General features: G+C 38.9%; 18 protein-coding genes and 3 pseudogenes. 18 read left to right on the plus strand and 3 right to left on the minus strand.

The window, feature by feature from the left end; all coding sequences use genetic code 11:
• Positions 1 to 2 precede the first annotated feature (2 nt).
• The 3 genes and pseudogenes from DQL14_RS04445 to DQL14_RS04455 form a co-directional block, all read right to left on the minus strand.
• Positions 3 to 1,387, minus strand: a pseudogene (locus DQL14_RS04445) (glycosyltransferase family 10 domain-containing protein).
• A 39-nt stretch (positions 1,388 to 1,426) separates the two neighbouring features.
• On the minus strand, positions 1,427 to 2,050 hold the full coding sequence (serB, locus tag DQL14_RS04450) for a phosphoserine phosphatase SerB (protein WP_108168880.1): 624 nt from the start codon (positions 2,048 to 2,050) through the stop codon (positions 1,427 to 1,429).
• 15 nt (positions 2,051 to 2,065) lie between these two features.
• Positions 2,066 to 2,569 (minus strand): ferritin, encoded by a 504-nt coding sequence (locus tag DQL14_RS04455; protein WP_000949227.1) that lies wholly within the window; start codon positions 2,567 to 2,569, stop codon positions 2,066 to 2,068.
• A gap of 295 nt (positions 2,570 to 2,864) precedes the next feature.
• On the opposite strand from DQL14_RS04455, the gene mqnE reads away from it, so the two are divergent.
• The 18 genes and pseudogenes from mqnE to DQL14_RS04540 all read left to right on the plus strand — a co-directional run bounded on the left by mqnE (position 2,865) and on the right by DQL14_RS04540 (position 26,897).
• On the plus strand, positions 2,865 to 3,947 hold the full coding sequence (mqnE, locus tag DQL14_RS04460) for an aminofutalosine synthase MqnE (RefSeq protein WP_108168881.1): 1,083 nt from the start codon (positions 2,865 to 2,867) through the stop codon (positions 3,945 to 3,947).
• An 82-nt stretch (positions 3,948 to 4,029) separates the two neighbouring features.
• On the plus strand, positions 4,030 to 6,765 hold the full coding sequence (gene bamA / locus DQL14_RS04465; RefSeq protein ID WP_108168882.1) for an outer membrane protein assembly factor BamA: 2,736 nt from the start codon (positions 4,030 to 4,032) through the stop codon (positions 6,763 to 6,765).
• 1 nt (position 6,766) lies between these two features.
• Positions 6,767 to 7,828: a dehypoxanthine futalosine cyclase gene (locus tag DQL14_RS04470; protein ID WP_162296862.1), complete on the plus strand. Its 1,062-nt coding sequence runs from the start codon at positions 6,767 to 6,769 to the stop codon at positions 7,826 to 7,828.
• Positions 7,829 to 7,833: 5 nt separating this feature from the next.
• Positions 7,834 to 9,132, plus strand: coding sequence for a M16 family metallopeptidase (locus DQL14_RS04475; RefSeq protein WP_108168883.1), 1,299 nt, complete (start codon positions 7,834 to 7,836; stop codon positions 9,130 to 9,132).
• Positions 9,132 to 10,556, plus strand: a complete 1,425-nt coding sequence (gene gatB / locus DQL14_RS04480) for an Asp-tRNA(Asn)/Glu-tRNA(Gln) amidotransferase subunit GatB (RefSeq protein WP_162296863.1) — start codon at positions 9,132 to 9,134, stop codon at positions 10,554 to 10,556. Before DQL14_RS04475 ends, gatB begins: the two co-directional genes overlap by 1 nt.
• Positions 10,556 to 11,752: a SurA N-terminal domain-containing protein gene (locus DQL14_RS04485; protein WP_108168885.1), complete on the plus strand. Its 1,197-nt coding sequence runs from the start codon at positions 10,556 to 10,558 to the stop codon at positions 11,750 to 11,752. Before gatB ends, DQL14_RS04485 begins: the two co-directional genes overlap by 1 nt.
• 10 nt (positions 11,753 to 11,762) lie before the next feature.
• Positions 11,763 to 12,779: a hypothetical protein gene (locus DQL14_RS04490; RefSeq protein ID WP_108168886.1), complete on the plus strand. Its 1,017-nt coding sequence runs from the start codon at positions 11,763 to 11,765 to the stop codon at positions 12,777 to 12,779.
• Positions 12,766 to 13,234, plus strand: a pseudogene (gene rnhA, locus DQL14_RS04495) (ribonuclease HI). The gene DQL14_RS04490 and the pseudogene rnhA overlap by 14 nt, the downstream one beginning before the upstream one ends.
• A complete protein-coding gene (gene rnc, locus DQL14_RS04500) occupies positions 13,209 to 13,928 on the plus strand; it encodes a ribonuclease III (protein WP_162296864.1) in 720 nt (239 codons plus the stop codon). The pseudogene rnhA and the gene rnc overlap by 26 nt, the downstream one beginning before the upstream one ends.
• Positions 13,925 to 15,022 (plus strand): chorismate synthase, encoded by a 1,098-nt coding sequence (gene aroC / locus DQL14_RS04505; RefSeq protein WP_108168889.1) that lies wholly within the window; start codon positions 13,925 to 13,927, stop codon positions 15,020 to 15,022. The genes rnc and aroC overlap by 4 nt, the downstream gene beginning before the upstream one ends.
• Positions 15,023 to 15,058: 36 nt before the next feature.
• Positions 15,059 to 15,574, plus strand: coding sequence for a DUF2603 domain-containing protein (locus DQL14_RS04510; protein ID WP_108168890.1), 516 nt, complete (start codon positions 15,059 to 15,061; stop codon positions 15,572 to 15,574).
• A complete protein-coding gene (gene hemN, locus DQL14_RS04515; protein WP_108168891.1) occupies positions 15,574 to 16,947 on the plus strand; it encodes an oxygen-independent coproporphyrinogen III oxidase in 1,374 nt (457 codons plus the stop codon). The genes DQL14_RS04510 and hemN overlap by 1 nt, the downstream gene beginning before the upstream one ends.
• A complete protein-coding gene (locus tag DQL14_RS04520) occupies positions 16,944 to 18,245 on the plus strand; it encodes a (Fe-S)-binding protein (RefSeq protein WP_108168892.1) in 1,302 nt (433 codons plus the stop codon). Before hemN ends, DQL14_RS04520 begins: the two co-directional genes overlap by 4 nt.
• 76 nt (positions 18,246 to 18,321) lie before the next feature.
• Positions 18,322 to 23,090: pseudogene (locus DQL14_RS04525) on the plus strand (type ISP restriction/modification enzyme).
• Positions 23,087 to 23,614 (plus strand): P-loop NTPase fold protein, encoded by a 528-nt coding sequence (locus DQL14_RS08655; RefSeq protein WP_231952796.1) that lies wholly within the window; start codon positions 23,087 to 23,089, stop codon positions 23,612 to 23,614. Before DQL14_RS04525 ends, DQL14_RS08655 begins: the two are co-directional and overlap by 4 nt.
• A 126-nt stretch (positions 23,615 to 23,740) precedes the next feature.
• Positions 23,741 to 24,532: a hypothetical protein gene (locus tag DQL14_RS08660; protein WP_231952799.1), complete on the plus strand. Its 792-nt coding sequence runs from the start codon at positions 23,741 to 23,743 to the stop codon at positions 24,530 to 24,532.
• Between the two features lie 221 nt (positions 24,533 to 24,753).
• Entirely contained in the window at positions 24,754 to 25,566 is an 813-nt protein-coding gene (locus DQL14_RS04535; RefSeq protein ID WP_000715041.1) for an outer membrane protein, read from the plus strand.
• Positions 25,567 to 25,724: 158 nt separating this feature from the next.
• Positions 25,725 to 26,897 carry a pyridoxal phosphate-dependent aminotransferase gene (locus DQL14_RS04540; RefSeq protein WP_108168893.1) on the plus strand — a complete coding sequence of 391 codons (1,173 nt, stop codon included), beginning with the start codon at positions 25,725 to 25,727 and terminating at the stop codon, positions 26,895 to 26,897.
• Positions 26,898 to 26,943: the final 46 nt, after the last annotated feature.

The raw sequence follows: 26,943 nt of genomic DNA on the forward strand, positions 1-26,943 counted from the left end.
CCTTATTTTTTAACCCACCTCCTTATTACACGCAATAAGGGTAAGGATTTTTGATAAATTTTGCGATAGATTTTAAAAGAGGTGTTTTGGGACAATTCCAATAAAGGTGAAGCGTTTTGCAAAAGGCGCTCATAATTAATTCTCAAATCATCATAATTAATTCTCAAATCATCATAATTGATTCTCAAATCATCATAATTGATTCTCAAATCATCATAATTAACCCTCAAATCATCATAATTAACCCTCAAATCATCATAATTAACCCTCAAATTATCATAATTGATTCTCAAATTATCAATGGATACTAACGGCTCATTCAAATCACGATAGAAAATGAAAGGGTTATTATGATAAATCGTGTCGTTTTCTAAAATCGTTTTAAAAAAATCTAGGATTTTTTTAAAACTCAAATTTTGGTAAAAGTAAGCTTTCCCATCAAGGGTGTTTAAAGGGTTTTCATAGAGCATGTCTAAATAAGCGTTTGGGTGCGTGTGCAAGTATCTCACGTAATCAATCGCTTCATCAAAGTTGTTGAAATCATGGACATTCACAAAACTCTTAGGGTTAAAATCTTTCGCCACGCTGGGACTCCCCCAATAAATGGGAATAGTATGGCTAAAGTAAGCGTCAATGATTTTTTCGGTTACATAGCCATAGCCTTGTGAGTTTTCAAAACACAGGTTGAATTTGTATTGGCTTAAAAACTCGCTTTTGTTTCCAACCTTATAGCCTAAAGTGTTTTTCACGGCTCCTCCCCCAGTAACTGGCTCAATAGAATTTAAAGCGTCATAGAAAGCGTTCCTCATAGGAGCGTTAGCGTTGCTCGCTACAAAACTGGCAAACCCTCTTTTCAAAGGATCGCTCTCATTATTGATGAGCGCGCACAAATTAGGGTGGTTTTCTTTAAAACAATGGGAGGGTTTTTTTAAAGTATAAAGGCTGTTGCCTTTAATCTTGTAGGGTGCGGTGGTGTCATTCACGCTCTCGGCTTTATGGTGTAGCCTATCATAATATAAAGGCATTCTCAAATAACGATCTCTAAAGTCTAATTCATCAAAGCCTATGGCGTAATCAAAGAGGTTGAAATTAGGCGATTCGTTTTCACCGGTGTAAAATATTCGTTTAGTGTTTTGATAGGATAAGATTTTTCTGGCTGATCCAAGGGGGTTACCAAAAACGATGTCCGCAGGTTTATCAGGGTTTCGGTGTAAAGTGATTGTGTAATGCTGACTTAAAATGAAATACAGAGTGCTCTTTTTAAATTCTTTAATTTCTTCATCTCCCCACCAATTCGCCACAGCGATTTTTAGGGGGGGGGAGATTTAGAGGCCATTTTTTCAATGGAAGCGCTTTCTATAAAGGCGTCTAATAGGGGTTGGAACATGGTTATCCTTTAAAAGGAGTATTTTACAAAAAAATTTTTTTAAATCAAAGGCTTGATTAGGGCTAAATCAGGCTCATTGATGCAATGCGTAGCGTGCTGTTTTAAAACCTCTTTAGCGTTGAAAGCGATTTTAATATGGGCATGTTTGAACATGCTCAAGTCATTCGCCCCATCGCCCACGACTAAAGTGTTCGTTTTACTGATATTTAATAAGCGTTGTAAAGCGAGTAGCATTTCGCCTTTAGAGTGTGAAAACATCATATGCCCCGTAACCAAGCCGTTTAAGGCGTTATTTTCCACTACCAGCGTGTTACTGAAAGCCGCATCTAAATGCAATAAATCCCTGTAATGATTGGTCGCTAGATCAAAGCCTCCGCTGAAGCAAACCACCTTGTAATTTTTCTCTTTTAAGGTGCTAATGAGTTCAAACGCCCCCTCAAATAAAGGCAGACTTTCACAAACTTCTTTGGCTAGTTTTAAGGGCATGTTTTTGAGTTTGGAAACCCTTAAAATAAGACTTTTATGAAAATCTGTCTCGCCATTCATAGCTTTCAAAGTGATCTTTTTCACTTCATCAAACACCCCCCACGCCCTCGCTAAAGACTCAATCGTCTCAGCATTGACTAGCGTGGAGTCAAAATCAAAAACGGCTAGTTTTTGCACTCAATGACCCTAAAATTAAGATTTCCTGCTTTTAGCGATCCCTTTGATATACTGATCAGCCAAATACAAGCCATGGTTTTCATTACCAATCAACTCAATTTTATCCAAAATATCCTTGAAAAGCACTTCTTCTTCATGCTGTTCAGACACATACCATTGCAAGAAATTGAAAGTCGCATGATCTTTGCCTTTTATGGCGTGATCAACGATATTGTTAATAGACTCGCTGATGTGTTGCTCATGTTCATAGGCTTTTTGGAAAATTTGAGTCAAACCTTCAAACTTATGCTCAGGCGCACTGATGCTGGTCAATTGCACAGGCACATTGTTTTCATTCAAGAAGACGATAAGCTTTTTAGCATGCTCGTATTCTTCAGCCGCATGATCAAACAAGAAAAGCCCCGAGCCATCTAAGCTATGGGTATAGCACCAAGAACTCATGCTCATATACAAGTTGGAAGAGTTCATTTCCTTATTCACTTGTTCGTTTAGCAACTTAATGATGTCTTTTGATAACATAGTATCTCCTTTGTGTTGGTTTAAGTTGTCCCATAATTATAGCATAAATGATAATGAAAAAGTAAACAGGAGTATGAAAATTTTTAAAAATTTACAAAAATGAGAAAGAACACCGGCTAATGGCTTGATAAAGTTTAGATTTTATCATAAAAATCTATTTAATGAGAATTAGGTCAAAAAGGGGTTGGTATCAATAGGGGGTTAAAAGGGGATATTTTTATATAATATATAAAAAGCATTCTTAAATCTAAAAATGCTACAATGTTTATCTTTAAAACGAAAGGGCAATTTAACCATGGATTTTTTAGAAAAAGTATTAGACAATCAAGTTACTGAAAGTAAAGAATTAGTGAGGCTTTATGATTATGATTTATACACGCTAGGGGAAGTAGCGGATCGCATGCGCCAAAACATGCACCAAAAAATCGTGTATTTTAATGTCAATAGGCATTTAAACCCTAGTAATATTTGCGCGGACGCTTGCAAATTTTGTGCCTTTTCAGCCCACAGAAAAAACCCTAACCCTTATGAAATGAGCTTAGAAGAAATCCTAGAAAAGGTTAAAAACTCCTACAACAAGGGGATTAAAGAAGTCCATATCGTGAGCGCGCATAACCCTAATTATTCTTATGAATGGTATTTGAAAGTGTTTGAAACCATCAAACAAGAAATGCCTAACTTACACCTAAAGGCCATGACCGCTGCAGAAGTGCATTTTTTAAGCACTAAATTCAACAAACCTTTTGAATTGGTGCTAGAAGACATGCTCAAAGCTGGGGTGGATTCCATGCCTGGCGGGGGAGCAGAGATTTTTGATGAAGAAGTTAGGCGTAAAATCTGTAGTGGTAAGGTGGGATCTTCTCGGTGGTTAGAAATCCATGCTTATTGGCACAAATTAGGCAAAATGAGTAACGCTACCATGCTTTTTGGGCATATTGAAAATAAAATCCATCGCATCGATCACATGCTAAGAATCAAAAAAATCCAAAGCCCTAAAAATCAAGTAGAAAATAAAGAAGGGGGCTTTAACGCTTTTATCCCCTTGTTGTATCAAAAAGAAAACAATTATTTGAATGTGGAAAAATCCCCTAGTGCGATAGAAATCTTAAAAACCATCGCCATATCTCGCATTCTGTTAAACAATGTCCCTCACATTAAAGCCTATTGGGCGACTTTGGGCTTGAATTTGGCTTTAGTGGCTCAAGAATTTGGCGCTAACGATTTAGACGGCACGATAGAGATAGAGAGCATTCAAAGCGCGGCAGGCGCGAAGAGCCGGCATGGTTTAGAAAAAGAAGATTTGATATTTAAAATCAAGGACGCTGGTTTTGTTGCGGTAGAAAGGGATAGTTTGTATAATTTTATACAGAAATTTTAATAATTTTTAGCGTTTTTAAGAATGATTAGTTATAATAACGCTACTAACAACACTCAAGCTAAAATCTATTAAGGAAATCAGTATTAAAAAATTAATTCTATCCTCTCTTGTTTTCGCATGTATCAATACCAGCGTTGAAGCTTTAGAAAATGACGGCTCTAAACCAAACGATTTGACCTCTCCAAAAGAAGTCTCTCAAGAATCTCCAAAAAATGAGGCTCCAAAAAATGAAGCTCAAAAAGAAACTTCTCAATCCAATCAAACGCCTAAAGAAATGAAAGTCAAGTCCATTTCTTATGTCGGGCTTTCTTACATGTCTGACATGCTCGCTAATGAGATTGTAAAGATTCGTGTGGGCGATATTGTGGATTCTAAAAAAATAGACACCGCTGTTTTGGCTTTGTTCAATCAAGGGTATTTTAAAGACGTTTATGCCACTTTTGAAAACGGCATTTTAGAGTTTCATTTTGATGAAAAAGCCAGGATTGCCGGGGTAGAAATCAAGGGTTATGGGACTGAAAAGGAAAAAGACGGCTTAAAATCCCAAATGGGGATCAAAAAGGGCGACACCTTTGATGAGCAAAAATTAGAGCATGCTAAAACGGCTTTAAAAACGGCTTTAGAGGGGCAGGGCTATTATGGGAGCGTGGTGGAGGTGCGCACAGAAAAGGTCAGTGAGGGCGCGTTATTGATCGTGTTTGATGTGAATAGGGGGGATAGCATTTATATCAAACAATCCATTTATGAGGGAAGTGCGAAATTAAAACGCCGCATGATTGAGTCTTTGAGCGCGAACAAACAGCGCGATTTCATGGGCTGGATGTGGGGCTTGAATGATGGGAAATTGCGTTTAGATCAATTAGAATACGATTCTATGCGTATCCAAGATGTGTATATGCGTAGGGGTTATTTGGACGCTCACATTTCTTCGCCTTTTTTGAAAACGGATTTTTCTACCCATGACGCTAAGCTTCATTATAAAGTCAAAGAGGGGATCCAATACAGGATTTCAGACATTTTAATAGAGATTGACAACCCGGTAGTCCCCTTAAAAACCTTAGAAAAAGCCCTTAAAGTTAAAAGGAAAGATGTCTTTAATATTGAGCATTTAAGAGCGGATGCGCAAATTTTAAAAACCGAAATCGCCGATAAGGGTTATGCGTTTGCGGTGGTGAAGCCAGACTTGGATAAAGATGAAAAAAACGGGCTTGTGAAAGTCATTTATCGTATTGAAGTGGGCGATATGGTGTATATCAATGATGTCATCATTTCAGGGAACCAACGCACGAGCGATAGGATCATTAGGAGGGAATTGTTACTAGGGCCTAAGGATAAATACAACTTGACTAAACTGAGAAATTCTGAAAATTCTTTAAGGCGTTTAGGGTTCTTCTCTAAAGTCAAAATTGAAGAAAAAAGGGTTAATAGCTCGCTTATGGATTTATTAGTGAGCGTAGAAGAGGGGCGCACCGGGCAGTTGCAATTTGGGTTAGGCTATGGCTCTTATGGAGGGCTCATGCTTAATGGGAGCGTGAGCGAAAGAAACCTTTTTGGCACAGGCCAAAGCATGAGCTTGTATGCTAACATTGCTACAGGAGGGGGCAGATCTTATCCGGGCATGCCAAGAGGAGCGGGGCGTATGTTTGCCGGGAATTTGAGCTTGACTAATCCAAGGATTTTTGACAGCTGGTATAGCTCTACGATCAATCTTTATGCGGATTACAGGATAAGCTACCAATACATCCAACAAGGCGGGGGCTTTGGGGTGAATGTCGGGCGCATGCTGGGTAACAGAACCCATGTGAGCTTAGGGTATAACTTGAATGTTACCAAGCTCCTTGGTTTCAGCAGTCCTTTATACAACCGCTACTATTCCTCTGTTAATGAAGTGGTTTCTCCAAGGCAATGTTCTACTCCCGCATCAGTGATTATCAATCGCTTATCAGGCGGTAAAACCCCCTTACAACCTGAAAGCTGTTCTAGTCCTGGAGCGATCACCACTTCACCAGAAATAAGAGGTATTTGGGATAGGGATTACCATACGCCTATCACCAGCTCTTTCACCCTTGATGTAAGCTATGACAACACCGATGATTATTATTTCCCTAGAAATGGGGTTATCTTTAGCTCCTATGCGACAATGTCTGGCTTGCCAAGCTCTGGCACGCTCAATTCTTGGAACGGGTTAGGTGGGAATGTCCGTAACACTAAAGTCTATGGTAAATTCGCCGCTTATCACCATTTGCAAAAATATTTATTGATAGATTTGATCGCTCGCTTTAAAACGCAAGGGGGCTATATCTTTAGGTATAACACCGATGATTACTTGCCCTTAAACTCCACCTTCTACATGGGGGGCGTAACCACGGTGAGAGGCTTTAGGAACGGATCGGTTACGCCTAAAGATGAGTTTGGCTTGTGGCTTGGAGGCGATGGGATTTTCACCGCTTCTACTGAATTGAGCTATGGGGTGTTAAAAGCGGCTAAAATGCGCTTAGCGTGGTTTTTTGACTTTGGTTTCTTAACCTTTAAAACCCCAACTAGGGGGAGTTTCTTCTATAACGCTCCTGTTACGACAGCGAATTTTAAAGATTATGGCGTGATAGGGGCTGGGTTTGAAAGAGCGACTTGGAGGGCTTCCACAGGCTTGCAGATTGAATGGATTTCGCCCATGGGGCCTTTGGTGCTGATTTTCCCTATAGCGTTTTTCAACCAATGGGGCGATGGCAATGGCAAGAAATGCAAAGGGCTATGCTTCAACCCCAACATGGACGATTACACGCAACACTTTGAATTTTCTATGGGAACAAGGTTTTAAAATGCGCATTAACAGAGAAAAAATTTTAGATCTAATGAAAAACGCACCCTTGAAAGAATTAGGGCAAAAGGCTTTGAGAGTGAAGCAACGCTTGCACCCTGAAAACTTGACGACTTTTATTGTGGATAGGAATATCAATTACACCAATATTTGTTTTGTGGATTGCAAGTTTTGCGCGTTCAAACGCACCTTAAAAGAAAAAGACGCCTATGTGTTGAGCTATGAAGAAATTGATCAAAAGATTGAAGAATTGCTCGCTATTGGCGGCACGCAGATCCTTTTTCAAGGGGGGGTGCACCCGCAGCTCAAAATAGACTATTATGAAAATTTAGTCAGCCATATCGCTCAAAAATTCCCCACCATCACCATTCATGGTTTTAGCGCGGTTGAAATTGATTACATTTCTAAAATCTCTAAATTGTCTTTAAAAGAAGTTTTAGAAAGGTTGAAAAACGCCGGTTTAAGCTCCATTCCAGGAGCGGGAGCAGAGGTATTAAGCGATAGGGTGCGCGATGTGATCGCTCCTAAAAAATTGAGCAGTGATCGCTGGATTGAAGTGCATAGAATGGCGCATCTTTGCGGGATTAAAAGCACGGCTACCATGATGTTTGGGAGCGTGGATAATGAAGAAGATGTGGTGGAGCATTTACAGAGAGTGCGCGATTTGCAAGATGAAACCGGCGGCTTTAGGGCTTTTATTTTATGGAGCTTTCAGCCCAACAACACCCCCTTAAAAGAAGAAATCCCAAGCATTAAAAAAGCGAGTTCCAATCGGTATTTACGCTATTTGGCATGCAGTAGGATTTTTTTAGATAACATTCAAAACATACAAAGCTCATGGGTTACTCAAGGCTCTATGATAGGGCAGTTAGCCTTATTGTTTGGAGCGAATGATTTAGGGAGTGTGATGATGGAGGAAAATGTAGTGAAAGCGGCCGGAACGAGTTTTTGCATGAATGAAGCGGGAATGATAGAGCTTATTGAAGACATTGGGAGCGTGGCGGCTAAGCGAAACACCGCCTATGAAATCTTAAAGCGTTATCCGGCTAAAGCAAAGGTATAAACAGCATGAAAAAAATTTTAATCATTTTATTATTAGGAGTTTTTATGGGGTTACAAGCGAGCGCTTTGACACACCAAGAAATCAATCAAGCTAAAGTCCCTGTGATTTATGAAGAAAACCATTTGTTGCCTATGGGATTTATCCATTTAGCCTTTAGGGGGGGTGGGAGCTTAAGCGATAAAAACCAGTTGGGTTTAGCAAAACTATTCGCGCAAGTTTTAAACGAAGGCACTAAAGAGCTTGGCGCGGTAGGATTTGCGCAAGCGTTAGAGCAAAAAGCGATCAGTTTGAATGTGGATACCAGCACAGAAGATTTGCAAATCACTTTAGAATTTTTAAAAGAATACGAAGATGAAGCCATAACGCGTTTAAAAGAGCTTTTAAAATCCCCTAACTTCACGCAAAACGCTTTAGAAAAAGTCAAAACCCAAATGTTGGCCGCGCTTTTACAAAAAGAAAGCGATTTTGATTATTTGGCTAAATTGACTTTAAAACAAGAGCTTTTTGCTAATACCCCTTTAGCTAACGCAGCCTTAGGCACTAAAGAGAGTCTTCAAAAAATCAAGATAGACGATTTGAAACAGCAATTTGCTAAGGTTTTTGAGCTCAATAAACTCGTGGTGGTGCTTGGGGGCGATTTGAAAATCGATCAAACCCTTAAGCGTTTGAATAACGCTCTTAATTTCTTACCGCAAGGTAAAGCGTATGAAGAGCCTTATTTTGAAGCGAGCGATCAAAAGAGCGAAAAAATCCTCTATAAAGACACTGAACAGGCTTTCGTGTATTTTGGCGCGCCCTTTAAAATCAAGGATTTAAAACAGGATTTAGCGAAATCTAAAGTCATGATGTTTGTGCTTGGGGGAGGGTTTGGCTCTCGTTTGATGGAAAAAATCAGGGTTCAAGAGGGCTTAGCTTATAGCGTGTATATCCGCTCCAATTTTTCTAAAGTGGCGCATTTTGCTAGCGGGTATTTGCAAACCAAGCTCAGCACTCAAGCTAAAAGCGTTGCATTAGTTAAAAAAATAGTCAAAGAATTTATAGAAAAAGGCATGACGCAACAGGAATTAGACGACGCTAAAAAGTTTTTACTAGGCTCTGAGCCTTTGAGGAATGAAACGATCTCTAGCCGCTTAAACACCACTTACAATTATTTTTATTTAGGTTTGCCTTTAAATTTCAACCAAACGCTACTCAATCAAATCCAAAAAATGAGTTTGAAAGAGATCAATGATTTCATTAAAGCCCACACCGAAATCAATGACTTGACTTTTGCCATTGTGAGCAATAAAAAGAAGGACAAATGATGCCATTTGAAGCTGTAATCGGGTTAGAAGTCCATGTCCAACTCAACACCAAAACTAAAATCTTTTGCTCTTGCTCTACAAGCTTTGGAGAATCCCCTAATTCTAACACCTGCCCTGTGTGTTTGGGCTTACCGGGAGCTTTGCCGGTATTGAATAAAGAAGTGGTTAAAAAAGCCATCCAATTAGGCACAGCCATTGAAGCTAATATCAACCAGTATTCCCTTTTTGCGAGAAAAAATTATTTTTACCCTGATTTGCCTAAGGCTTATCAAATTTCGCAGTTTGAAGTCCCCATTGTGAGTGATGGGAAATTAGAAATTGACGCTAAAGAGGGCGCAAAAATCGTGCGTATTGAAAGGGCCCACATGGAAGAAGACGCCGGTAAAAATATCCATGCGGGTAGCTGTTCTTTAGTGGATTTGAACCGCGCTTGCACCCCTTTATTAGAAATTGTCAGTAAGCCGGACATGCGAAATAGTGAAGAAGCCATAGCGTATTTGAAAAAACTCCATGCTATCGTGCGTTTTATAGGGATTTCTGATGCAAACATGCAAGAGGGGAATTTCAGGTGCGATGCGAACGTGTCCATTAGACCCAAAGGCGATGAAAAGCTTTACACGAGGGTGGAGATTAAAAACTTAAATAGCTTTAGATTCATCGCTAAAGCGATTGAATACGAGATAGAGCGCCAAAGTGCGGCGTGGGAAAGCGGGCGTTATCATGAAGAAGTCATTCAAGAAACGCGCCTTTTTGACACCCATAAAGGGATCACTCTTTCTATGCGTAATAAAGAAGAATCAGCGGATTACCGCTATTTTAAGGATCCGGATTTGTATCCTGTTTTTATTGATGAAAAACTTTTAAAAGAAGCTCAAAAGATCAATGAATTGCCTAGCGCGAAAAAAATCCGCTACATGAAAGATTTTAACCTTAAAGAAGACGATGCGAATTTATTGGTGAGCGATCCGTTATTGGCGGAGTATTTTGAAAGCATGCTCCATCTTGGGGTTAAGGCTAAAACGAGCGTAACATGGCTTTGCGTGGAATTATTAGGGCGCTTGAAAGCCGAAACCACTTTAGAAAATTGCGGAGTTAGCGCTCATACGCTAGGTGCTTTAGCCAAACGCATTGATGAGGGCAAGATTTCGGGCAAGAGCGCTAAAGATGTGTTAGACAAGCTTTTAGAAGAGAAAGGGGGCGATGTGGATGCGCTCATTGAACAAATGGGCTTATCTCAAGTCAATGACACAGAAGCGATTGTTAAAGTGATAGAAGAGGTGCTTAAAAACAACGCTGATAAGGTGCTTGAATATAAAAGCGGTAAGGACAAGCTTTTTGGGTTTTTTGTAGGCCAAGCGATGAAAAATTTAAAAGGCGCTAATCCTAGCGTGGTGAATGCTATTTTGAAAGAGAAATTGGGTTGATGAGGAAAATTTTTTCTTATGTTTTGAAGGCTTTGTTGTTTATTGGGATTGTTTATGCAGAGCCGGAATCTAAAGTGGAAGCCTTAGAAGGGAGGAAGCAAGAGTCTTCTTTGGATAAAAAAATCCGCCAAGAATTGAAGAATAAAGAAGAAAAGAAAGAAATAAAAGCCAAAAGAAAGCCCAGAGCAGAAGTCCATCATGGGGATTCCAAAAATCCCGCTCAAAAAATAACGCCTCCTAAAATCAAAGAGAGTGCTAAAGGCATGCAAAATCAAAGCATGCAAAATAATGCACCAAAACCTGAAGAAAAAGAGACAACCCCTCAAATTCTTGAAAAAAATAAAGGATCAAGCCCTAGCTCTCAATTCAATTCCATTTTCGGTAATCCTAATGACGCTGCTAATAGCACCCTTGAAGATAAGGTCGTAGGGGGCATTTCTTTGCTTGTTAATGGTTCGCCTATCACGCTGTATCAAATCCAAGAAGAGCAAGAAAAATCTAAAGTGAGCAAAGCTCAAGTCAGGGATCGTTTGATCGCTGAACGCATTAAAAACCAAGAAATTGAGCGCTTAAAAATCCATGTAGATGATGACAAATTAGACCAAGAAATGGCGATGATGGCACAACAACAAGGCATGGATTTAGACCATTTCAAACAAATGCTTATGGCTGAGGGGCATTATAAACTCTATAGGGATCAGCTTAAGGAGCATTTAGAAATGCAAGAATTGTTGCGTAATATCTTACTCACGAATGTGGATACTAGCTCTGAAACCAAAATGCGCGAATATTACAACAAACACAAGGAGCAATTCAGTATCCCCACAGAAATAGAAACCGTGCGCTACACTTCAACGAGTCAAGAAGATTTAGAAAGGGCTATGGCAGATCCTAATTTGGAAATTCCAGGGGTGAGTAAAGCTAATGAAAAAATAGAGATGAAAACCCTAAACCCTCAAATCGCTCAAGTCTTTATTTCGCATGAGCAAGGCTCTTTCACGCCCGTTATGAATGGGGGTGGGGGGCAGTTCATCACTTTTTATATCAAAGAAAAAAAGGGTAAAAACGAAGTGAGCTTCAGTCAAGCCAAGCAATTTATCGCCCAGAAATTAGTGGAAGAATCTAAAGATAAGATTTTAGAAGAGCATTTTGAAAAATTGCGCGTTAAGTCTAGGATTGTGATGATTAGAGAGTGATTTTTAGATTGTGCAACACTTCAATTTCCTCTATAAAGATTCTTTATTTTCTATCGCCTTATTCACTTTCATTATCGCTCTTGTGATTTTATTAGAACAGGCTAGGGCGTATTTCACCCGAAAGAAAAACAAAAAATTTTTGCAAAAATTCGCCCAAAATCAAAACGCTTATGCGGGCAGTGAGAATTTAGACGAGCTTTTAAAGCATGCTAAAATTTCTAGTTTGATGTTTTTAGCCAGAGCGTATTCTAAAGCGGATGTACAAATGAGTATTGAAATCTTAAAAGGGCTTTTGAATCGCTCCTTAAAAGATGAAGAAAAAATCGCTGTTTTAGATTTATTAGCCAAAAATTATTTTAGTGTGGGGTATTTGCAAAAAACAAAAGACACCGTGAAAGAAATTTTGCGCTTTTCCCCAAGGAATGTGGGAGCGTTGTTGAAACTTTTGCATGCGTATGAATTAGAAAAAGATTATTCAAAGGCTTTAGAGACTTTGGAATGTTTGGAAGAATTAGAAGTGGTTGAAATTGAAACGATTAAAAATTACCTTTATCTCATGCATTTAATAGAAAATAAAGAAGAGGTGGCTAAAATCCTGCATGTTTCAAAAGCGTCATTAGATTTGAAAAAAATCGCTCTGAATTATTTAAAATCTTATGATGAAAATCTTTTTTGGCAAGAAATTAACACAACCGAGCGTTTAGAAAATGTGATCGATCTTTTATGGGATATGAATATCCCTGCTTTTATTTTAGAAAAACATGCCGTTTTGCAAGACATCGCGCGATCCCAAGGGCTGCTTTTGGACAACAAACCTTGCCAAGTTTTTGAATTAGAGGTTTTACGCGCTCTATTGAATAGCCCTATAAAAGCGAGTCTGACTTTTGAATACCGCTGCAAGCATTGCAAACAAATCTTTCCTTTTGAAAGCCATAGGTGCCCTATGTGTTACCAGTTAGCGTTTATGGATGTGGTGCTTAAAATTTCTAAAGAAAGCTATGGGAGTGGATTGAATGCAAGAAATTGAAATTTTTTGCGATGGCTCTTCTTTAGGCAATCCTGGGCCAGGCGGTTATGCGGCGATTTTACGCTATAAGGATAAAGAAAAAATCGTCAGTGGGGGCGAAGAATTCACCACGAATAACCGCATGGAATTAAGAGCGCTCAATGAAGCGTTAAAAATTTTGAAACGCCCATGCCGTATCACGCTTTATAGCGATTCGCAATACGTGTGCCAAGCGATCAATGTGTGGCTATTTAACTGGCAAAAAAAGAATTTTTCTAAAGTCAAAAATGTGGATTTGTGGAAAGAATTTTTAGAAGTCTCTAAAGGGCATTTGATCATGGCGGTGTGGATTAAGGGGCATAATGGGCATGCCGAGAATGAACGATGCGACAGCCTCGCTAAATTAGAGGCTCAAAAACGCACTAAAACGACCACTTAAAGGGAAAAATGATGAAAAACAAACGCTCTCAAAATAGCCCTTACATAACGCCTAATAGCTCTTACACAGCGCTAGAAAAAGCTTTGGGGTATTCTTTTAAAGACAAGCGTTTATTGGAACAAGCCTTAACGCATAAATCATGCAAGCTCGCTTTAAACAATGAGCGCTTGGAATTTTTGGGCGATGCGGTGTTGGGTTTGGTGATAGGGGAGTTGCTATACCATAAATTCTATCAATACGATGAGGGAAAACTCTCTAAATTAAGGGCTTCTATTGTGAGTGCGCATGGTTTTACTAAATTAGCGAAAGCGATCGCTTTGCAAGATTATTTGCGCGTTTCTTCTTCTGAAGAAATTTCTAAGGGGAGAGAAAAACCCTCTATTCTGTCAAGCGCTTTTGAGGCTTTAATGGCCGGGGTGTATTTAGAAGCGGGGTTAGCTAAGGTGCGCAAAATCATGCAAAATTTACTCAATCGCGCTTACAAGCGTTTGGATTTGGAACATTTGTTTATGGACTATAAAACCGCCTTACAGGAATTAACCCAAGCGCAATTTTGCGTGATCCCCACTTACCAATTGCTCAAAGAAAAAGGGCCAGACCATCATAAAGAATTTGAAATGGCTCTATACATTCAAGATAAAATGTATGCGACCGCTAAAGGCAAAAGCAAAAAAGAAGCCGAACAGCAATGCGCTTATCAAGCGCTTCAAAAACTGAAGGAAGCCAAATGAACACTTTGGGGCGTTTTTTAAGGCTCACGACTTTTGGGGAATCGCATGGGGATGTGATAGGGGGGGTATTAGACGGCATGCCTAGCGGGATTAAAATAGACTATGCGCTATTAGAAAATGAAATGAAGCGCCGCCAAGGGGGGAGGAATGTTTTCACTACGCCACGGAAAGAAGACGATAAAGTGGAAATAACAAGCGGGGTTTTTGAAGATTTTAGCACAGGGACGCCCATAGGGTTTTTAATACACAACCAAAGGGCTAGGATCAAGGATTATGATAACATTAAAAACCTTTTCAGGCCTAGCCATGCGGATTTCACTTATTTTCATAAATACGGCATCAGAGATTTTAGGGGTGGGGGGAGGAGTTCAGCTAGAGAGAGCGCTATAAGAGTGGCTGCTGGGGCGTTTGCTAAAATGCTTTTAAGAGAAATCGGTATTGTTTGTGAAAGCGGGATTATAGAAATTGGGGGCATTAAAGCCAAAAATTACGATTTTAATCACGCCTTAAAAAGCGAGATTTTTGCCCTAGACAAAGAGCAAGAAGAAGCGCAAAAAACAGCCATTCAAAACGCTATCAAAAACCACGATAGCATAGGGGGTGTGGTTTTGATTAGAGCAAGGAGTGCAAAAACTAATCAAAAGCTCCCCATTGGTTTAGGTCAAGGGCTATACGCTAAATTAGACGCTAAAATCGCTGAAGCGATGATGGGGCTTAACGGGGTGAAAGCGGTTGAAATAGGCGAGGGGGTAGAAAGCTCTTTATTAAAAGGCTCAGAGTATAATGACTTAATGGATCAAAAGGGGTTTTTGAGCAATCGTAGCGGAGGGGTTTTAGGGGGCATGAGCAATGGGGAAGAAATCATTGTTAGAGTGCATTTCAAACCCACGCCAAGCATTTTCCAACCTCAACAAACCATAGACATTAAGGGCAATGAATGCGAATGTTTGTTAAAAGGCAGGCATGATCCTTGCATTGCGATTAGGGGGAGTGTGGTGTGCGAGAGTTTGCTTTCATTGGTGTTAGCTGATATGGTATTACTCAATCTGACTTCAAAAATAGAGTATTTAAAAACGATTTATAATGAGAATTAAACGAAATTGGATACAATCAGCTTAAAAAGGATATAAATGGAAAAATTACCTAAAAAACGAGTTTCTAAAACCAAATCACAAAAACTTATCAATAGCCTAACCACCCAAAAAAACAGAGCCTTTCTCAAAAAAATCAGCGCTAATGAAATGCTTTTAGAGTCAGAAAAAGGGGCGTTTAAAAAAAATGAAGCTTATTTTATTTCTGATGAAGAAGATAAAAATTATGTTTTAGTGCCAGATAACGTGATCTCTCTTTTAGCAGAAAACGCCAGAAAGGCTTTTGAAGCCAGGCTTAGGGCGGAATTAGAAAGGGATATTATCACCCAAGCGCCGATTGATTTTGAAGACGTGCGCGAAGTTTCCTTGCAATTGTTAGAAAATTTACGCCAAAAAGATGGGAATTTGCCTAATATCAACACCTTAAATTTTGTCAAACAAATCAAAAAAGAACACCCTAATTTATTCTTTAATTTTGACAACATGTTCAAACAACCCCCTTTTAATGAGAATAATTTTGAAAATTTTGACAATAGCGATGAGGAAAATTTTTAATGCAAACCATTGATTTTGAAAAATTTTCACAATATTCCAAGCCCGGCCCGCGATACACTAGCTACCCAACAGCGGTGGAATTTAAAGAAAATTTTAATGAAGAGAGCTTGAAAACGGCGTTTTTCAACCATGACACTCTCAAAAACCCCATGCCTTTATCGCTTTATACGCATTTGCCCTTTTGCAGGAGCGCATGTTATTTTTGCGCTTGTTCAGTCATTTACACGAGCTTAGAAGAGAAAAAAACCCGATATATCAGCTACCTTAAAAAAGAACTCGCTCTTTTAAAAAACGCGATGGATACCAACCGAGAAGTGGCGCAATTCCACTATGGAGGCGGCACGCCGACCTTTTTTTCGCCCATTCAATTAGATGAAATCACCCAAAGCATTCAAGAAGTTTTCCCTAATTTCAGTCAAGATGTTGAAATGAGTTGTGAGATTGACCCTAGGCATTTCACTAAAGAACACATGCAAACCTTGTTTGATAGGGGGTTTAACCGCTTGAGTTTTGGGGTTCAGGATTTTGATTTGGAGGTTCAAAAAGCCATTCATAGGATCCAACCTTTTGAAATGGTTCAAGAATCCGTGAAGCTCGCCAGAGATTACGGCATCAAATCCATTAATTTTGATTTGATTTATGGATTACCCAACCAGACTAAAGAGGGTTTTTTAAAAACTTTGGAATGGGTTTTGAAACTGGATCCGGACCGATTAGCGGTGTTTAATTACGCGCATGTGCCTTGGGTGAAAAAAACGATGCGTAAAATTGATGAAACCTTGTTGCCAAGCCCTAGAGACAAGCTAGAGATTTTAGAATCCCTTATTAGTTTTTTAGAAAAAGCCCATTACCAAATGATAGGCATGGATCATTTCGCTAAAAGCGATAACGAATTGTATTTAGCCCTTCAAAAAGCAGAATTGCGCCGTAATTTTCAAGGCTATACCACGAAAAAATTCACTCAAACCATTGGCATTGGCGTTACAAGCATTGGCGAAGGGAGCGATTATTACACGCAAAATTATAAAGACTTGCACCACTATGAAAAAGCCCTTGATTTGGGGCATTTACCGGTAGAAAGGGGTGTAGCGCTCACCAAAGAAGATACGTTGAGAAAAGAAGTGATCATGCAAATGATGAGCAATTTAAAATTGGATTACTCTAAGATTGAAGAAAAATTTTCTGTTGATTTTAAAGCGCATTTTAAAAAAGAATTAGAAAAATTAAAGCCTTATGAAGAAGTGGGCCTGCTTTCTTTCAACCCTAAAGGCTTTGAGATGACCAAAACAGGGGGCATGCTCGTAAGAAACATGGCCATGGAGTTTGACGCGTATTTGCGTGGGGGCGAAAAACATTTCAGTAAAACGCTATGAATGAAAATATTAATGAAAATATCTTTGAAGAAGTAGGGGACGCTTGTGTTAAATGCGCTAAATGCGTGCCAGGTTGCACCATATACCGCATTCATAAAGACGAGGCGACTTCGCCTAGAGGCTTTTTAGATTTGATGCGCTTAAACGCTCAAAACAAGCTCCGATTAGACGCAAATTTAAAACACCTTTTAGAAACTTGCTTTTTATGCACCGCTTGTGTGGAAATTTGCCCTTTTCATTTGCCCATAGACACTTTAATAGAAAAAGCCAGAGAAAAAATCGCTCAAAAGCATGGCATCGCTTGGTATAAAAAATCCTATTTTTCCCTTTTAAAAAACCGCAAAAAAATGGATAGGGTGTTTTCAACTGCGCATTTTTTAGCCCCTTGCATTTTCAAGCAAGTAGGGGATAGTTTAGAGCCTAGGGCGGTGTTTAAAGGCTTGTTCAAACGCTTTAAAAAAAGCGCTCTGCCTCCCTTAAATCAAAAAAGTTTTTTACAAAAGCATGCAGAGGTTAAGCCTTTAGAAAACCCCATTCAAAAAGTGGCCATTTTTATAGGGTGCTTGAGCAATTACCATTACCAGCAAGTGGGGGAAAGCTTGTTGTATATTTTAGAAAAACTCAACATTCAAGCGATCATTCCTAAGCAAGAATGCTGCTCAGCGCCTGCGTATTTTACCGGCGATAAAGACACCACGCTTTTTTTAGTGAAAAAAAACATAGAATGGTTTGAAAGCTATTTAGATGAAGTGGATGCGATCATCGTGCCTGAAGCCACATGCGCTAGCATGCTCATCAACGATTATTACAAGGTGTTTTTAGGCGAAAAAGATAAGGATTTGTATGTGAAGCGCTTGGAAAAAATCACGCCTAAAATCTATCTGGCGAGCGTGTTTTTAGAGAAACACACCCCTTTAAAACATCTTTTAGAAAAAATCCCTAAGGGAAAAAAAGAGGTTATCACTTATCATAACCCTTGCCATGCCAAAAAAACCCTAAACGCTCATAAAGAAGTGCGCAACTTGCTCAATTTGCATTATGAAATTAAAGAAATGCCGGACAATTGCTGCGGTTTTGGGGGGATTACGATGCAAACACAAAAGGCGGGATTTTCTTTAAAAGTAGGGCTTCTTAGGGCTAAAGAAATCATAGATACCAAAGCTGCAATTTTAAGTGCAGAATGTGGGGCATGCCACATGCAGCTTAACAACGCTCTAAAGTCTTTAGATGACCCCAACACCCCGCCATTTTCACACCCTTTAGAACTCATCGCTAAAGCCTTAAAAAGCGCTGAATAAAAAGCCTTTTTAACCCCACTTTCCAACATCTTTTTATATAATACAGAGCTTTAACGCCACTATCAAGGAATGAAAAATGCAAGAAATCAGTGCCTATAAACTCATCAAAGAAAAACTGCACGCCATACCCAACCTTCGCCATAAAGGGAGCTTGTTTGAAAAAATTTCTAAGCAATTTTTACAAGAGCATGACAGCGCTAACGAATACGAGTCTATTGATCTTTGGTATGATTGGAAATTAAGGGGGAAGGAGCGCGATAAGGGGATTGATATAGTCATTCAAACGACCTCAAAAGAATACATCGCCGTGCAATGCAAATTCCATCAAAACAGCATCTCGTATAACGACATTTCGCCTTTTTTAACTCAATTGCAAAGCGGGGTGGGGGAGGTCAAGTTTAAAAAAGGGATCATCATCTCCACTTCTCATTTAACCTCTGAAGCCCTTAAAGCAATTGAGCAAATCAGAAGCACAGGAATGGGGATTGACATTGATGAAATCACTGAAGAGGATTTCATTTATTCTCGTATTGATTGGGAAAAGTTTGATCCCACAAAAACCGAAGACGAACTCCCCTTATGCGATAAGAAAAGGCCACGCTCGCATCAAACAGAAGCGATAAAAGCCACCAAAGAGTATTTTTCTGACCCTAAAAACACCAGAGGCAAGCTCATTATGGCATGCGGGACAGGCAAAACCTACACTTCTTTAAAAATCATGGAAGCTTTAGACCCTAAGATCATGCTTTTTTTAGCGCCAAGCATCGCTTTGCTTTCTCAAACTTTTAGAGAATACGTGCAAGAAAAAAGCGAGCCTTTTTACGCTTCTATCGTGTGCAGCGATGATAAAACCGGGCAAAGTAAGAACGAAGACAATGACGATATTAAATTTTCTGAGCTCCCTTTAAAGCCCTCCACTCGCTTGGAAGACATTTTAAGCGCTTATGAAAAAGCGCAAAAAGAGAACAAGCGCTTCATTATTTTTTCAACCTATCAAAGCGCGTTGCGTATTAAAGAAGCGCAAGAAGCGGGTTTGGGTGAAATCGATCTCATCATTTGCGATGAAGCCCACAGAACGGTAGGGGCTATGTATTCTAGTAATGAAAGGGACGATAAAAACGCTTTCACGCTGTGCCATAGCGATGGAAATATCAAGGCTAAAAAACGCCTTTATATGACCGCCACGCCTAAAGTGTATAGCGAAAGTTCTAAAGCTAAAGCCAAAGAGAGCGATAATATTATCTATTCTATGGACGATGCAGAGATTTTTGGCGAAGAAATCTATACGCTCAATTTTTCACAAGCGATCGCTTTGGATCTCCTCACCGATTACAAAGTCATCATTTTAGCGGTGCGAAAAGAAAATTTAAGCGGCGTTACTAACAGCGTGAATAAGAGAATCAGTCAGCTCAAAGCCGAAGGCACTAAATTAGATAAAAAGCTCATCAATAACGAATTTGTTTGTAAGATCATCGGCACGCATAAAGGGTTAGCCAAGCAGGATCTAATCGTTTTAGATGATGAAAACAAAGAAGATCACAACTTGCAAAACCAATACGACACCGCTCCTTCTCAAAGAGCCATAAACTTTTGTAAAAGCATACAAACGAGCAAGAATATCAAAGACTCCTTTGAAACGATCATGGAATGCTATGATGAAGAGTTGAAGAAAAAGAGTTTTAAAAACCTAAAAATCAGCATCGATCACATTGATGGCACCATGAATTGTAAGGATAGGCTTGAAAAATTAGAAAAACTCAATGAATTTGAGCCCAACACTTGCAAGGTTTTAAGCAACGCCAGGTGTTTGAGCGAAGGGGTGGATGTCCCAGCGTTAGATAGCATTGTCTTTTTTGATGGCAAAAGCGCTATGGTGGATATTATCCAAGCGGTGGGTAGGGTGATGCGCAAAGCCAAGCGCAAGAAAAGAGGCTATATCATTTTGCCTATCGCTTTAGAAGAGAGTGAAATTGAGAACTTGGATGAAGCCGTCAATAACACCAATTTCAAAAACATTTGGAAAGTGATAAAAGCCTTAAGAAGCCATGACCCAAGCCTGGTTGATGAAGCCACTTTCAAAGAAAAAATCAAAATCTTTGGGAGCGATGATAGCAACAATCACAACGATGAAAAAACCCTTTTTGACGCTATCTTATTGCAAGATCTAGCGGACGCTATGTATAATGTCATGCCCACTAAATTAGGGGACAGGAATTATTGGGAAAATTTCACCAAAAAAACGGGCAACATCGCAAGAACCTTGAACAACCGCTTGAAAATTATTTTTGACAAAAACCCTGAATTTTTCCACGGCTTTTTGGATTCCTTAAGGGAAAATATCCATGCAAACATCAAAGAAGATGAAGCCTTAGACATGATCACTTCTCACGTCATCACTAAGCCCATTTTTGATGCACTTTTTGGGGATAATATTAAAAACCCTATCGCAAAAGCCTTGGATAAAATGGTTCAAAAACTCTCCACTCTGGGCTTAGAAGGGGAAACTAAAGATCTGAAAAACCTCTATGAAAGCGTGAAAACAGAAGCCTTGCACGCCAAAAGCCAAAAAAGCCAGCAAGAACTCATTAAAAACCTCTACAACACTTTCTTTAAAGAAGCCTTTAAAAAGCAAAGCGAAAAACTAGGGATCGTTTATACGCCCATAGAGGTGGTGGATTTCATTTTAAGAGCCACTAACGGCATTTTGAAAAAGCATTTCAACACGGATTTTAACGATTCAAACATCACGATTTTTGACCCTTTCACGGGCACCGGGAGTTTTATCGCTCGTTTGCTTTCTAAAGAAAACGCGCTCATTAGCGATGAAGCCTTAAAAGAGAAGTTTCAAAAAAATTTATTCGCTTTTGACATCGTGCTTTTATCTTATTACATCGCTTTAATCAATATCACCCAAGCCGCACAAAATAGGGACAGCTCGTTAAAAAATTTCAAAAACATCGCGCTCACGGACAGCTTGGATTATTTAGAAGAAAAAACCAATAAGGGGGCGCTCCCTTTATATGAGGATTTGAAAGAAAACAAAGGCATCAAAGACACTCTAGCCAACCAAAATATCCGAGTCATCATCGGCAACCCGCCTTATTCAGCCGGTGCAAAGAGTGAGAACGATAACAACCAAAACCTTTCACACCCTAAGCTTGAAAAATTAGTTTATGAAAAATACGGCAAAAATTCCACATCTAAAAATGTGGGGAAAACCACACGAGACACGCTCATTCAAAGCATCCGCATGGCGAGCGATGTTATTAAGGATAAGGGGGTGATAGGCTTTGTGGTGAACGGGGGTTTTATTGACTCTAAAAGCGCAGACGGGTTTAGAAAATGCGTGGCCAAAGAATTTTCACATCTTTATGTGCTGAATTTGAGGGGGAATCAGCGCACTTCAGGGGAGGAGCGAAAAAAACAAGGAGATGGAATCTTTGATAGCGGATCGAGGGCGACGATAGCGATCGTCTTTTTTGTGAAAGACAAGAGTGTTCCCAATAATACGATTTTTTACTATGAAGTGGAAGATTACTTGAAAAGAGAAGCCAAACTCAACTTGCTCGCGGGTTTTGAAAATTTGGATTTGGTGCCTTTTAAGGAAATCACCCCGAATCATAAAGGCGATTGGATCAACCAAAGGAATGACGCTTTTGAAAAACTCATCCCTTTAAAAAGAGACCCAAAGCTCAAAATATTTGATACTATTTTTGATCTCAATTCTGGCGGAGTGGTGAGCGGGCGTGATCCTTGGGTGTATAATTTTTCTCCAAACATTTTAACCCAATCGGTGCAAAAATGCATTGACACTTATAACGCTGATTTGAAGCGCTTCAATGCGCGTTTCAAGGAAGCTTTCAAACAACGCGCTAAAGATAAAGGTATCAAACCAGCCGATCGTTACAAACACCTAAACGATAGAGAAATCACCACCGATAAAACGAAAATCGCTTGGACTCGTAGTTTGAAACAAGGATTTATTAAAAATAAAAACCTGCCAGAAAGTGGCATGGAGCGTGCAAGGTTAGCCCTTTATCGCCCTTTTAACAAACAATGGCTTTATTTTGATAAAAATTTAAATGAAGAACAATACCAATTTTCAAAAATTTTCCCAGATAAAGACGCTCAGAATGTGGTGATCAATACCACAATAAGAAATTTTAGTGCCTTGATAGGGGACGCTATCACCGATAGCCATTTCACAGGCGACACCCAAGCTTACCCCTTGTATTATTACGATGATTTGGGGAATCGCCATTACGCCATCAGCGGCTATGCGCTCAATTTGTTCAGGAGGCATTATGGAGATAATTCTATTGCTGAAGAAGAGATTTTTTATTACATTTATGCGATTTTCCACCATAAGGGCTATTTGGAAAAATACAAAAATTCCCTCGCCAAAGAAGCGCCGCGCATCGCTTTGAGCCAAGATTTTAAAGAACTCTCTGCTCTAGGCAAAGAATTAGGAGAGTTGCATTTGAACTATGAGAGCGGGGAAATGCATGGTAGCGTTAATATACCACACTGATGAACGCCGAAATAGAGGGTTATTATGATGTGGAAAAAATGACCAAAAAAGGGGATCGCATCATCTATAACCAAAATATCGCTATCATTAAAATCCCTAAAAAAGCCTTTGAGTATGTGGTGAATGGTAAAAGCGCGATTGATTGGGTGATCGAACGCTACCAAAAGACTATGGATAAAGACAGCCTGATTGAAAACAACCCGAACGATTACGCCGGCGGCAAATACGTTTTTGAACTCCTTTGTAGGGTCATCAAACTCTCTGAAAAAAGCGTGGATTTGATAGAAAAGATCAGCATGAAGAGGTTTGAGTGAGCGAAAATAGTATCATAGAAATTAAAGAGCGAGAGATCTTAAAAGAAAAGATTATTGAGCTTCTAAAAAAGAGCAAGGATCAAAATAAGCCTGTCGCTATTGCCATTAATGGGGAGTGGGGGATAGGAAAAACCTATTTATGGAAAAATGAATTAGCTCCACTCATTAGAGAAGAACTTAAAAAAAATCCCATTTACACCTCTGTTTTTGGAAAAAAAGATGAGCAAGCGATCATTGAAGATCTAGTCGCTCAATTTTTAAGCGCTGAAAAACAAAAAACTGATTCAATAAGAAACATCATTAATGGGATACTTTCATTTCTTAGTGTGCATTTTGGGGTAAAAATAAATGTTAATATTGATTTTTTATTTAAAACGCTTAAAAAAGAGCATATGGAAAATACCATTGTGTGCATTGATGAGTTTGAAAGACTATCTGATAAGATCCCAGTGCAAGATATTTTGGGGTTGATTTCTGAACTCAAGGAACATAAGGGGTGTTGTGTTTATTGCGATTTACAATGATCTTAAGCTCTTTACTGATGAGACACAGAATGAACAAAAAAGAAAAATATTTGATGCTTATTGTGAAAAAGTTTTTGACAGAATTTTTAACTTTTCTCCTTATGCAAAAGAAAACAAATTGAAGTAATGGGCGATCATCCAATTAAGACTGATTTTGAAGCTTATCCGTATATGAAAGATATTTTCAATATTGATGATAACACAACCAATCTTAGAACATTTCAAAAATTAAATAATATATATGATGAATTGCAACTAAAAGAATATCCAAATGATGACTTTAAAAAAATATACCAATATTTACTATATCTAATATTATATGCATATTATTTTGATTTATATGACAAATATTTTATTCCACCTAAAGATCCAAGACCAATAACAAATCTCTTTTCTCCAAACTCTACAATCTTTAAAGAAGTGATGGAGCAACAAGCACCAATAATAAAAAATGGTATAGAGAGTATAAAAACAAACGCTTCTTATAATCCAAAAGAACTCCAAAATTGCCTTAAAAACATGATAAATAAAATCATTCAAGATACAAAATACCACAATGATTTTTTAAAAAAGTGTCAAACAAGCAAAGACTTTGAAGAGGCATCAATTGAGTTTTTTCTTGAAAATAAAGACAATCTCAAAGCTTTCCCTTATATTTTTGGTTTTAGAATTCTTAATTATAACTCTAATTTTTCATTAAGGGCAGTTATGGAAAACCATAGAGATGAATGTTTGGAATTAATAGAAAAATGGTATAAAAGCGCATCCCAATACCGCAATGAAAATCAGCAAGATTTGGGGGAATATTTTTGGATCAATGATTACACTTTTAGCTTGCCACTCAAAGAAACACTTAAATTATTAAACATCAATCTTTCAAAAGATTTTCTTTTGTATTCATACAACCACCCACTTTAATTGATTTTCTCAAATTAAAAAACGCATTTTCCAACTATCCTAAACGGATTTATCCCAAAATCCCCCCAAAAACAGAAAAATCGCAGAGCCAAACCGCTAAAACCCCCTAGAAAATTTAAAATTTTAAGTTTTAGGGGTGTTTTTCTTAAGAATTTAGGTTTTTTATAGATTATTATGTTATTATTATACGAAATGTAGACTTTTAGAAGGAAAAATGTTGTATGAAAAAGTTTGTAGTGTTTAAAACGCTCTGTTTATCGGTAGTGTTAGGTAATAGTCTTGTGGCAGCAGAAGGCAGCACAGAAGTGCAAAAGCAATTGGAAAAGCCAAAAGAGTATAAAGCAGTGAAAGGCGAGAAAAACGCTTGGTATTTGGGGATTAGCTATCAGGTCGGTCAGGCTTCGCAAAGCGTTAAAAACCCTCCCAAAAGCAGTGAATTTAACTACCCTAAGTTCCCTGTGGGTAAAACCGACTATCTGGCCGTTATGCAAGGCTTAGGGCTTACTGTGGGTTATAAGCAGTTTTTCGGGGAAAAGAGATGGTTTGGTGCGCGTTATTATGGCTTTATGGATTATGGGCATGCCGTGTTTGGAGCGAACGCTTTGACATCAGATAATGGTGGGGTGTGCGAGCTTCACCAACCATGCGCGACCAAAGTAGGGACAATGGGCAATCTGTCTGACATGTTCACTTATGGTGTGGGTATTGACACTTTATACAATGTCATCAATAAAGAAGATGCGAGTTTTGGTTTCTTTTTTGGGGCTCAAATCGCGGGTAACTCTTGGGGTAATACGACAGGGGCCTTTTTGGAAACTAAAAGCCCTTATAAGCACACTTCCTATAGCCTTGATCCGGCGATTTTCCAGTTCCTTTTTAATTTAGGGATCCGCACCCATATTGGCCGGCATCAAGAATTCGACTTTGGCGTGAAGATTCCTACTATCAATGTTTATTATTTTAACCATGGGAATTTGAGCTTCACTTACCGCCGTCAATACAGCCTTTATGTAGGGTATCGTTACAATTTCTGATTTAAAACGCTTGTTTTTCTCTAATTGGATTTTCAATTAGAGTTTTCTCGCATAGACCACCGCTTTCTTTTGAAACATTTTTGAAAGTTTTTTGAAAATTAGAATTAAAATCTTTTTGATCATGTTATGATAGTTCAAAAATTTAACAAGGATTAAGCATGTTATATTCCTCTAAAATCCAATCCCTTTCAGAATCCACAACGATCGCTATCAGCACGCTCGCTAAAGAATTGAAATCGCAAGGAAAAGATATTTTAAGTTTTTCAGCGGGTGAGCCTGATTTTGACACCCCACAAGCGATTAAAGATGCGGCTATAAAAGCCCTAAATGACGGCTTTACAAAATACACTCCAGTGGCTGGGATTCCTGAATTACTCAAAGCAATCGCTTTTAAATTGAAAAAAGAAAACAACTTGGATTATGAGCTGAGTGAAATTTTAGTGAGTAATGGTGCTAAGCAAAGCTTGTTCAATGCGATTCAAGCCTTAATAGAAGAGGGCGATGAGGTGATTATCCCTGTGCCTTTTTGGGTAACTTACCCTGAGCTTGTGAAATACAGCGGAGGGGTGAGTCAATTCATTCAAACCGATGAAAAAAGCCATTTTAAAATCACCCCCAAGCAGCTTAAAGACGCCTTAAGCCCCAAAACAAAAATGCTCATTCTCACCACTCCATCAAACCCTACCGGCATGCTTTATAGTAAGGCGGAATTAGAGGCTTTGGGCGAAGTTTTGAAAGAGACAAAAGTTTGGGTGCTTAGCGATGAAATTTATGAAAAGCTTGTCTATAAAGGGGAGTTTGTTTCTTGCGCGGCGGTGAGTGAAGAGATGAAAAAACGCACCATTACCATTAATGGCTTGAGCAAGTCAGTGGCGATGACAGGCTGGCGTATGGGCTATGCGGCGAGCAAGGATAAAAAGTTAGTCAAATTGATGAACAACTTGCAAAGCCAATGCACTTCCAATATCAATTCTATCACGCAAATGGCTTCTATTGTGGCACTTGAGGGGTTGGTGGATAAGGAAATTGAAACGATGCGTCAGGCTTTTGAAAAACGCTGTGATTTAGCCCACGCAGAAATCAATGCGATTGGAGGGTTGAATGCTTTAAAACCTGATGGGGCGTTTTATCTTTTTATCAACATTGGTAGCCTTTGTGGGGGGGATTCGATGCGATTTTGCCATGAGTTGTTAGAAAAAGAAGGCGTGGCGTTAGTACCTGGAAAGGCTTTTGGATTGGAAGGCTATGTCCGTTTGTCTTTTGCATGCTCAGAAGAGCAGATTGAAAAGGGGATTGAACGCATCGCTCGCTTTGTCAAATCAAAGGGATAAAAAGAATTTTTATTTAAAAGGGGGATTTTAATCTTGTTTGGAATTT

Origin of the sequence: Helicobacter pylori NCTC 11637 = CCUG 17874 = ATCC 43504 = JCM 12093, from assembly GCF_900478295.1 — a bacterium.
Taxonomy (GTDB): Bacteria; Campylobacterota; Campylobacteria; order Campylobacterales; family Helicobacteraceae; genus Helicobacter; species Helicobacter pylori.

Excerpts from the sequence above, each read along its gene's own strand:
- DQL14_RS04510 (WP_108168890.1), top strand. The coding sequence starts at position 15,059 with ATGGAAAAATTACCTAAAAAACGAGTTTCTAAAACCAAATCACAAAAA.
- DQL14_RS04475 (WP_108168883.1), top strand. The coding sequence starts at position 7,834 with ATGAAAAAAATTTTAATCATTTTATTATTAGGAGTTTTTATGGGGTTA.
- DQL14_RS04535 (WP_000715041.1), top strand. The coding sequence starts at position 24,754 with ATGAAAAAGTTTGTAGTGTTTAAAACGCTCTGTTTATCGGTAGTGTTA.
- DQL14_RS04455 (WP_000949227.1), bottom strand. The coding sequence starts at position 2,569 with ATGTTATCAAAAGACATCATTAAGTTGCTAAACGAACAAGTGAATAAG.
- DQL14_RS08660 (WP_231952799.1), top strand. The coding sequence starts at position 23,741 with ATGGGCGATCATCCAATTAAGACTGATTTTGAAGCTTATCCGTATATG.
- DQL14_RS04540 (WP_108168893.1), top strand. The coding sequence starts at position 25,725 with ATGTTATATTCCTCTAAAATCCAATCCCTTTCAGAATCCACAACGATC.
- rnc (WP_162296864.1), top strand. The coding sequence starts at position 13,209 with ATGAAAAACAAACGCTCTCAAAATAGCCCTTACATAACGCCTAATAGC.
- DQL14_RS04485 (WP_108168885.1), top strand. The coding sequence starts at position 10,556 with ATGAGGAAAATTTTTTCTTATGTTTTGAAGGCTTTGTTGTTTATTGGG.
- aroC (WP_108168889.1), top strand. The coding sequence starts at position 13,925 with ATGAACACTTTGGGGCGTTTTTTAAGGCTCACGACTTTTGGGGAATCG.
- DQL14_RS04470 (WP_162296862.1), top strand. The coding sequence starts at position 6,767 with ATGCGCATTAACAGAGAAAAAATTTTAGATCTAATGAAAAACGCACCC.
- mqnE (WP_108168881.1), top strand. The coding sequence starts at position 2,865 with ATGGATTTTTTAGAAAAAGTATTAGACAATCAAGTTACTGAAAGTAAA.
- DQL14_RS04520 (WP_108168892.1), top strand. The coding sequence starts at position 16,944 with ATGAATGAAAATATTAATGAAAATATCTTTGAAGAAGTAGGGGACGCT.
- hemN (WP_108168891.1), top strand. The coding sequence starts at position 15,574 with ATGCAAACCATTGATTTTGAAAAATTTTCACAATATTCCAAGCCCGGC.
- gatB (WP_162296863.1), top strand. The coding sequence starts at position 9,132 with ATGCCATTTGAAGCTGTAATCGGGTTAGAAGTCCATGTCCAACTCAAC.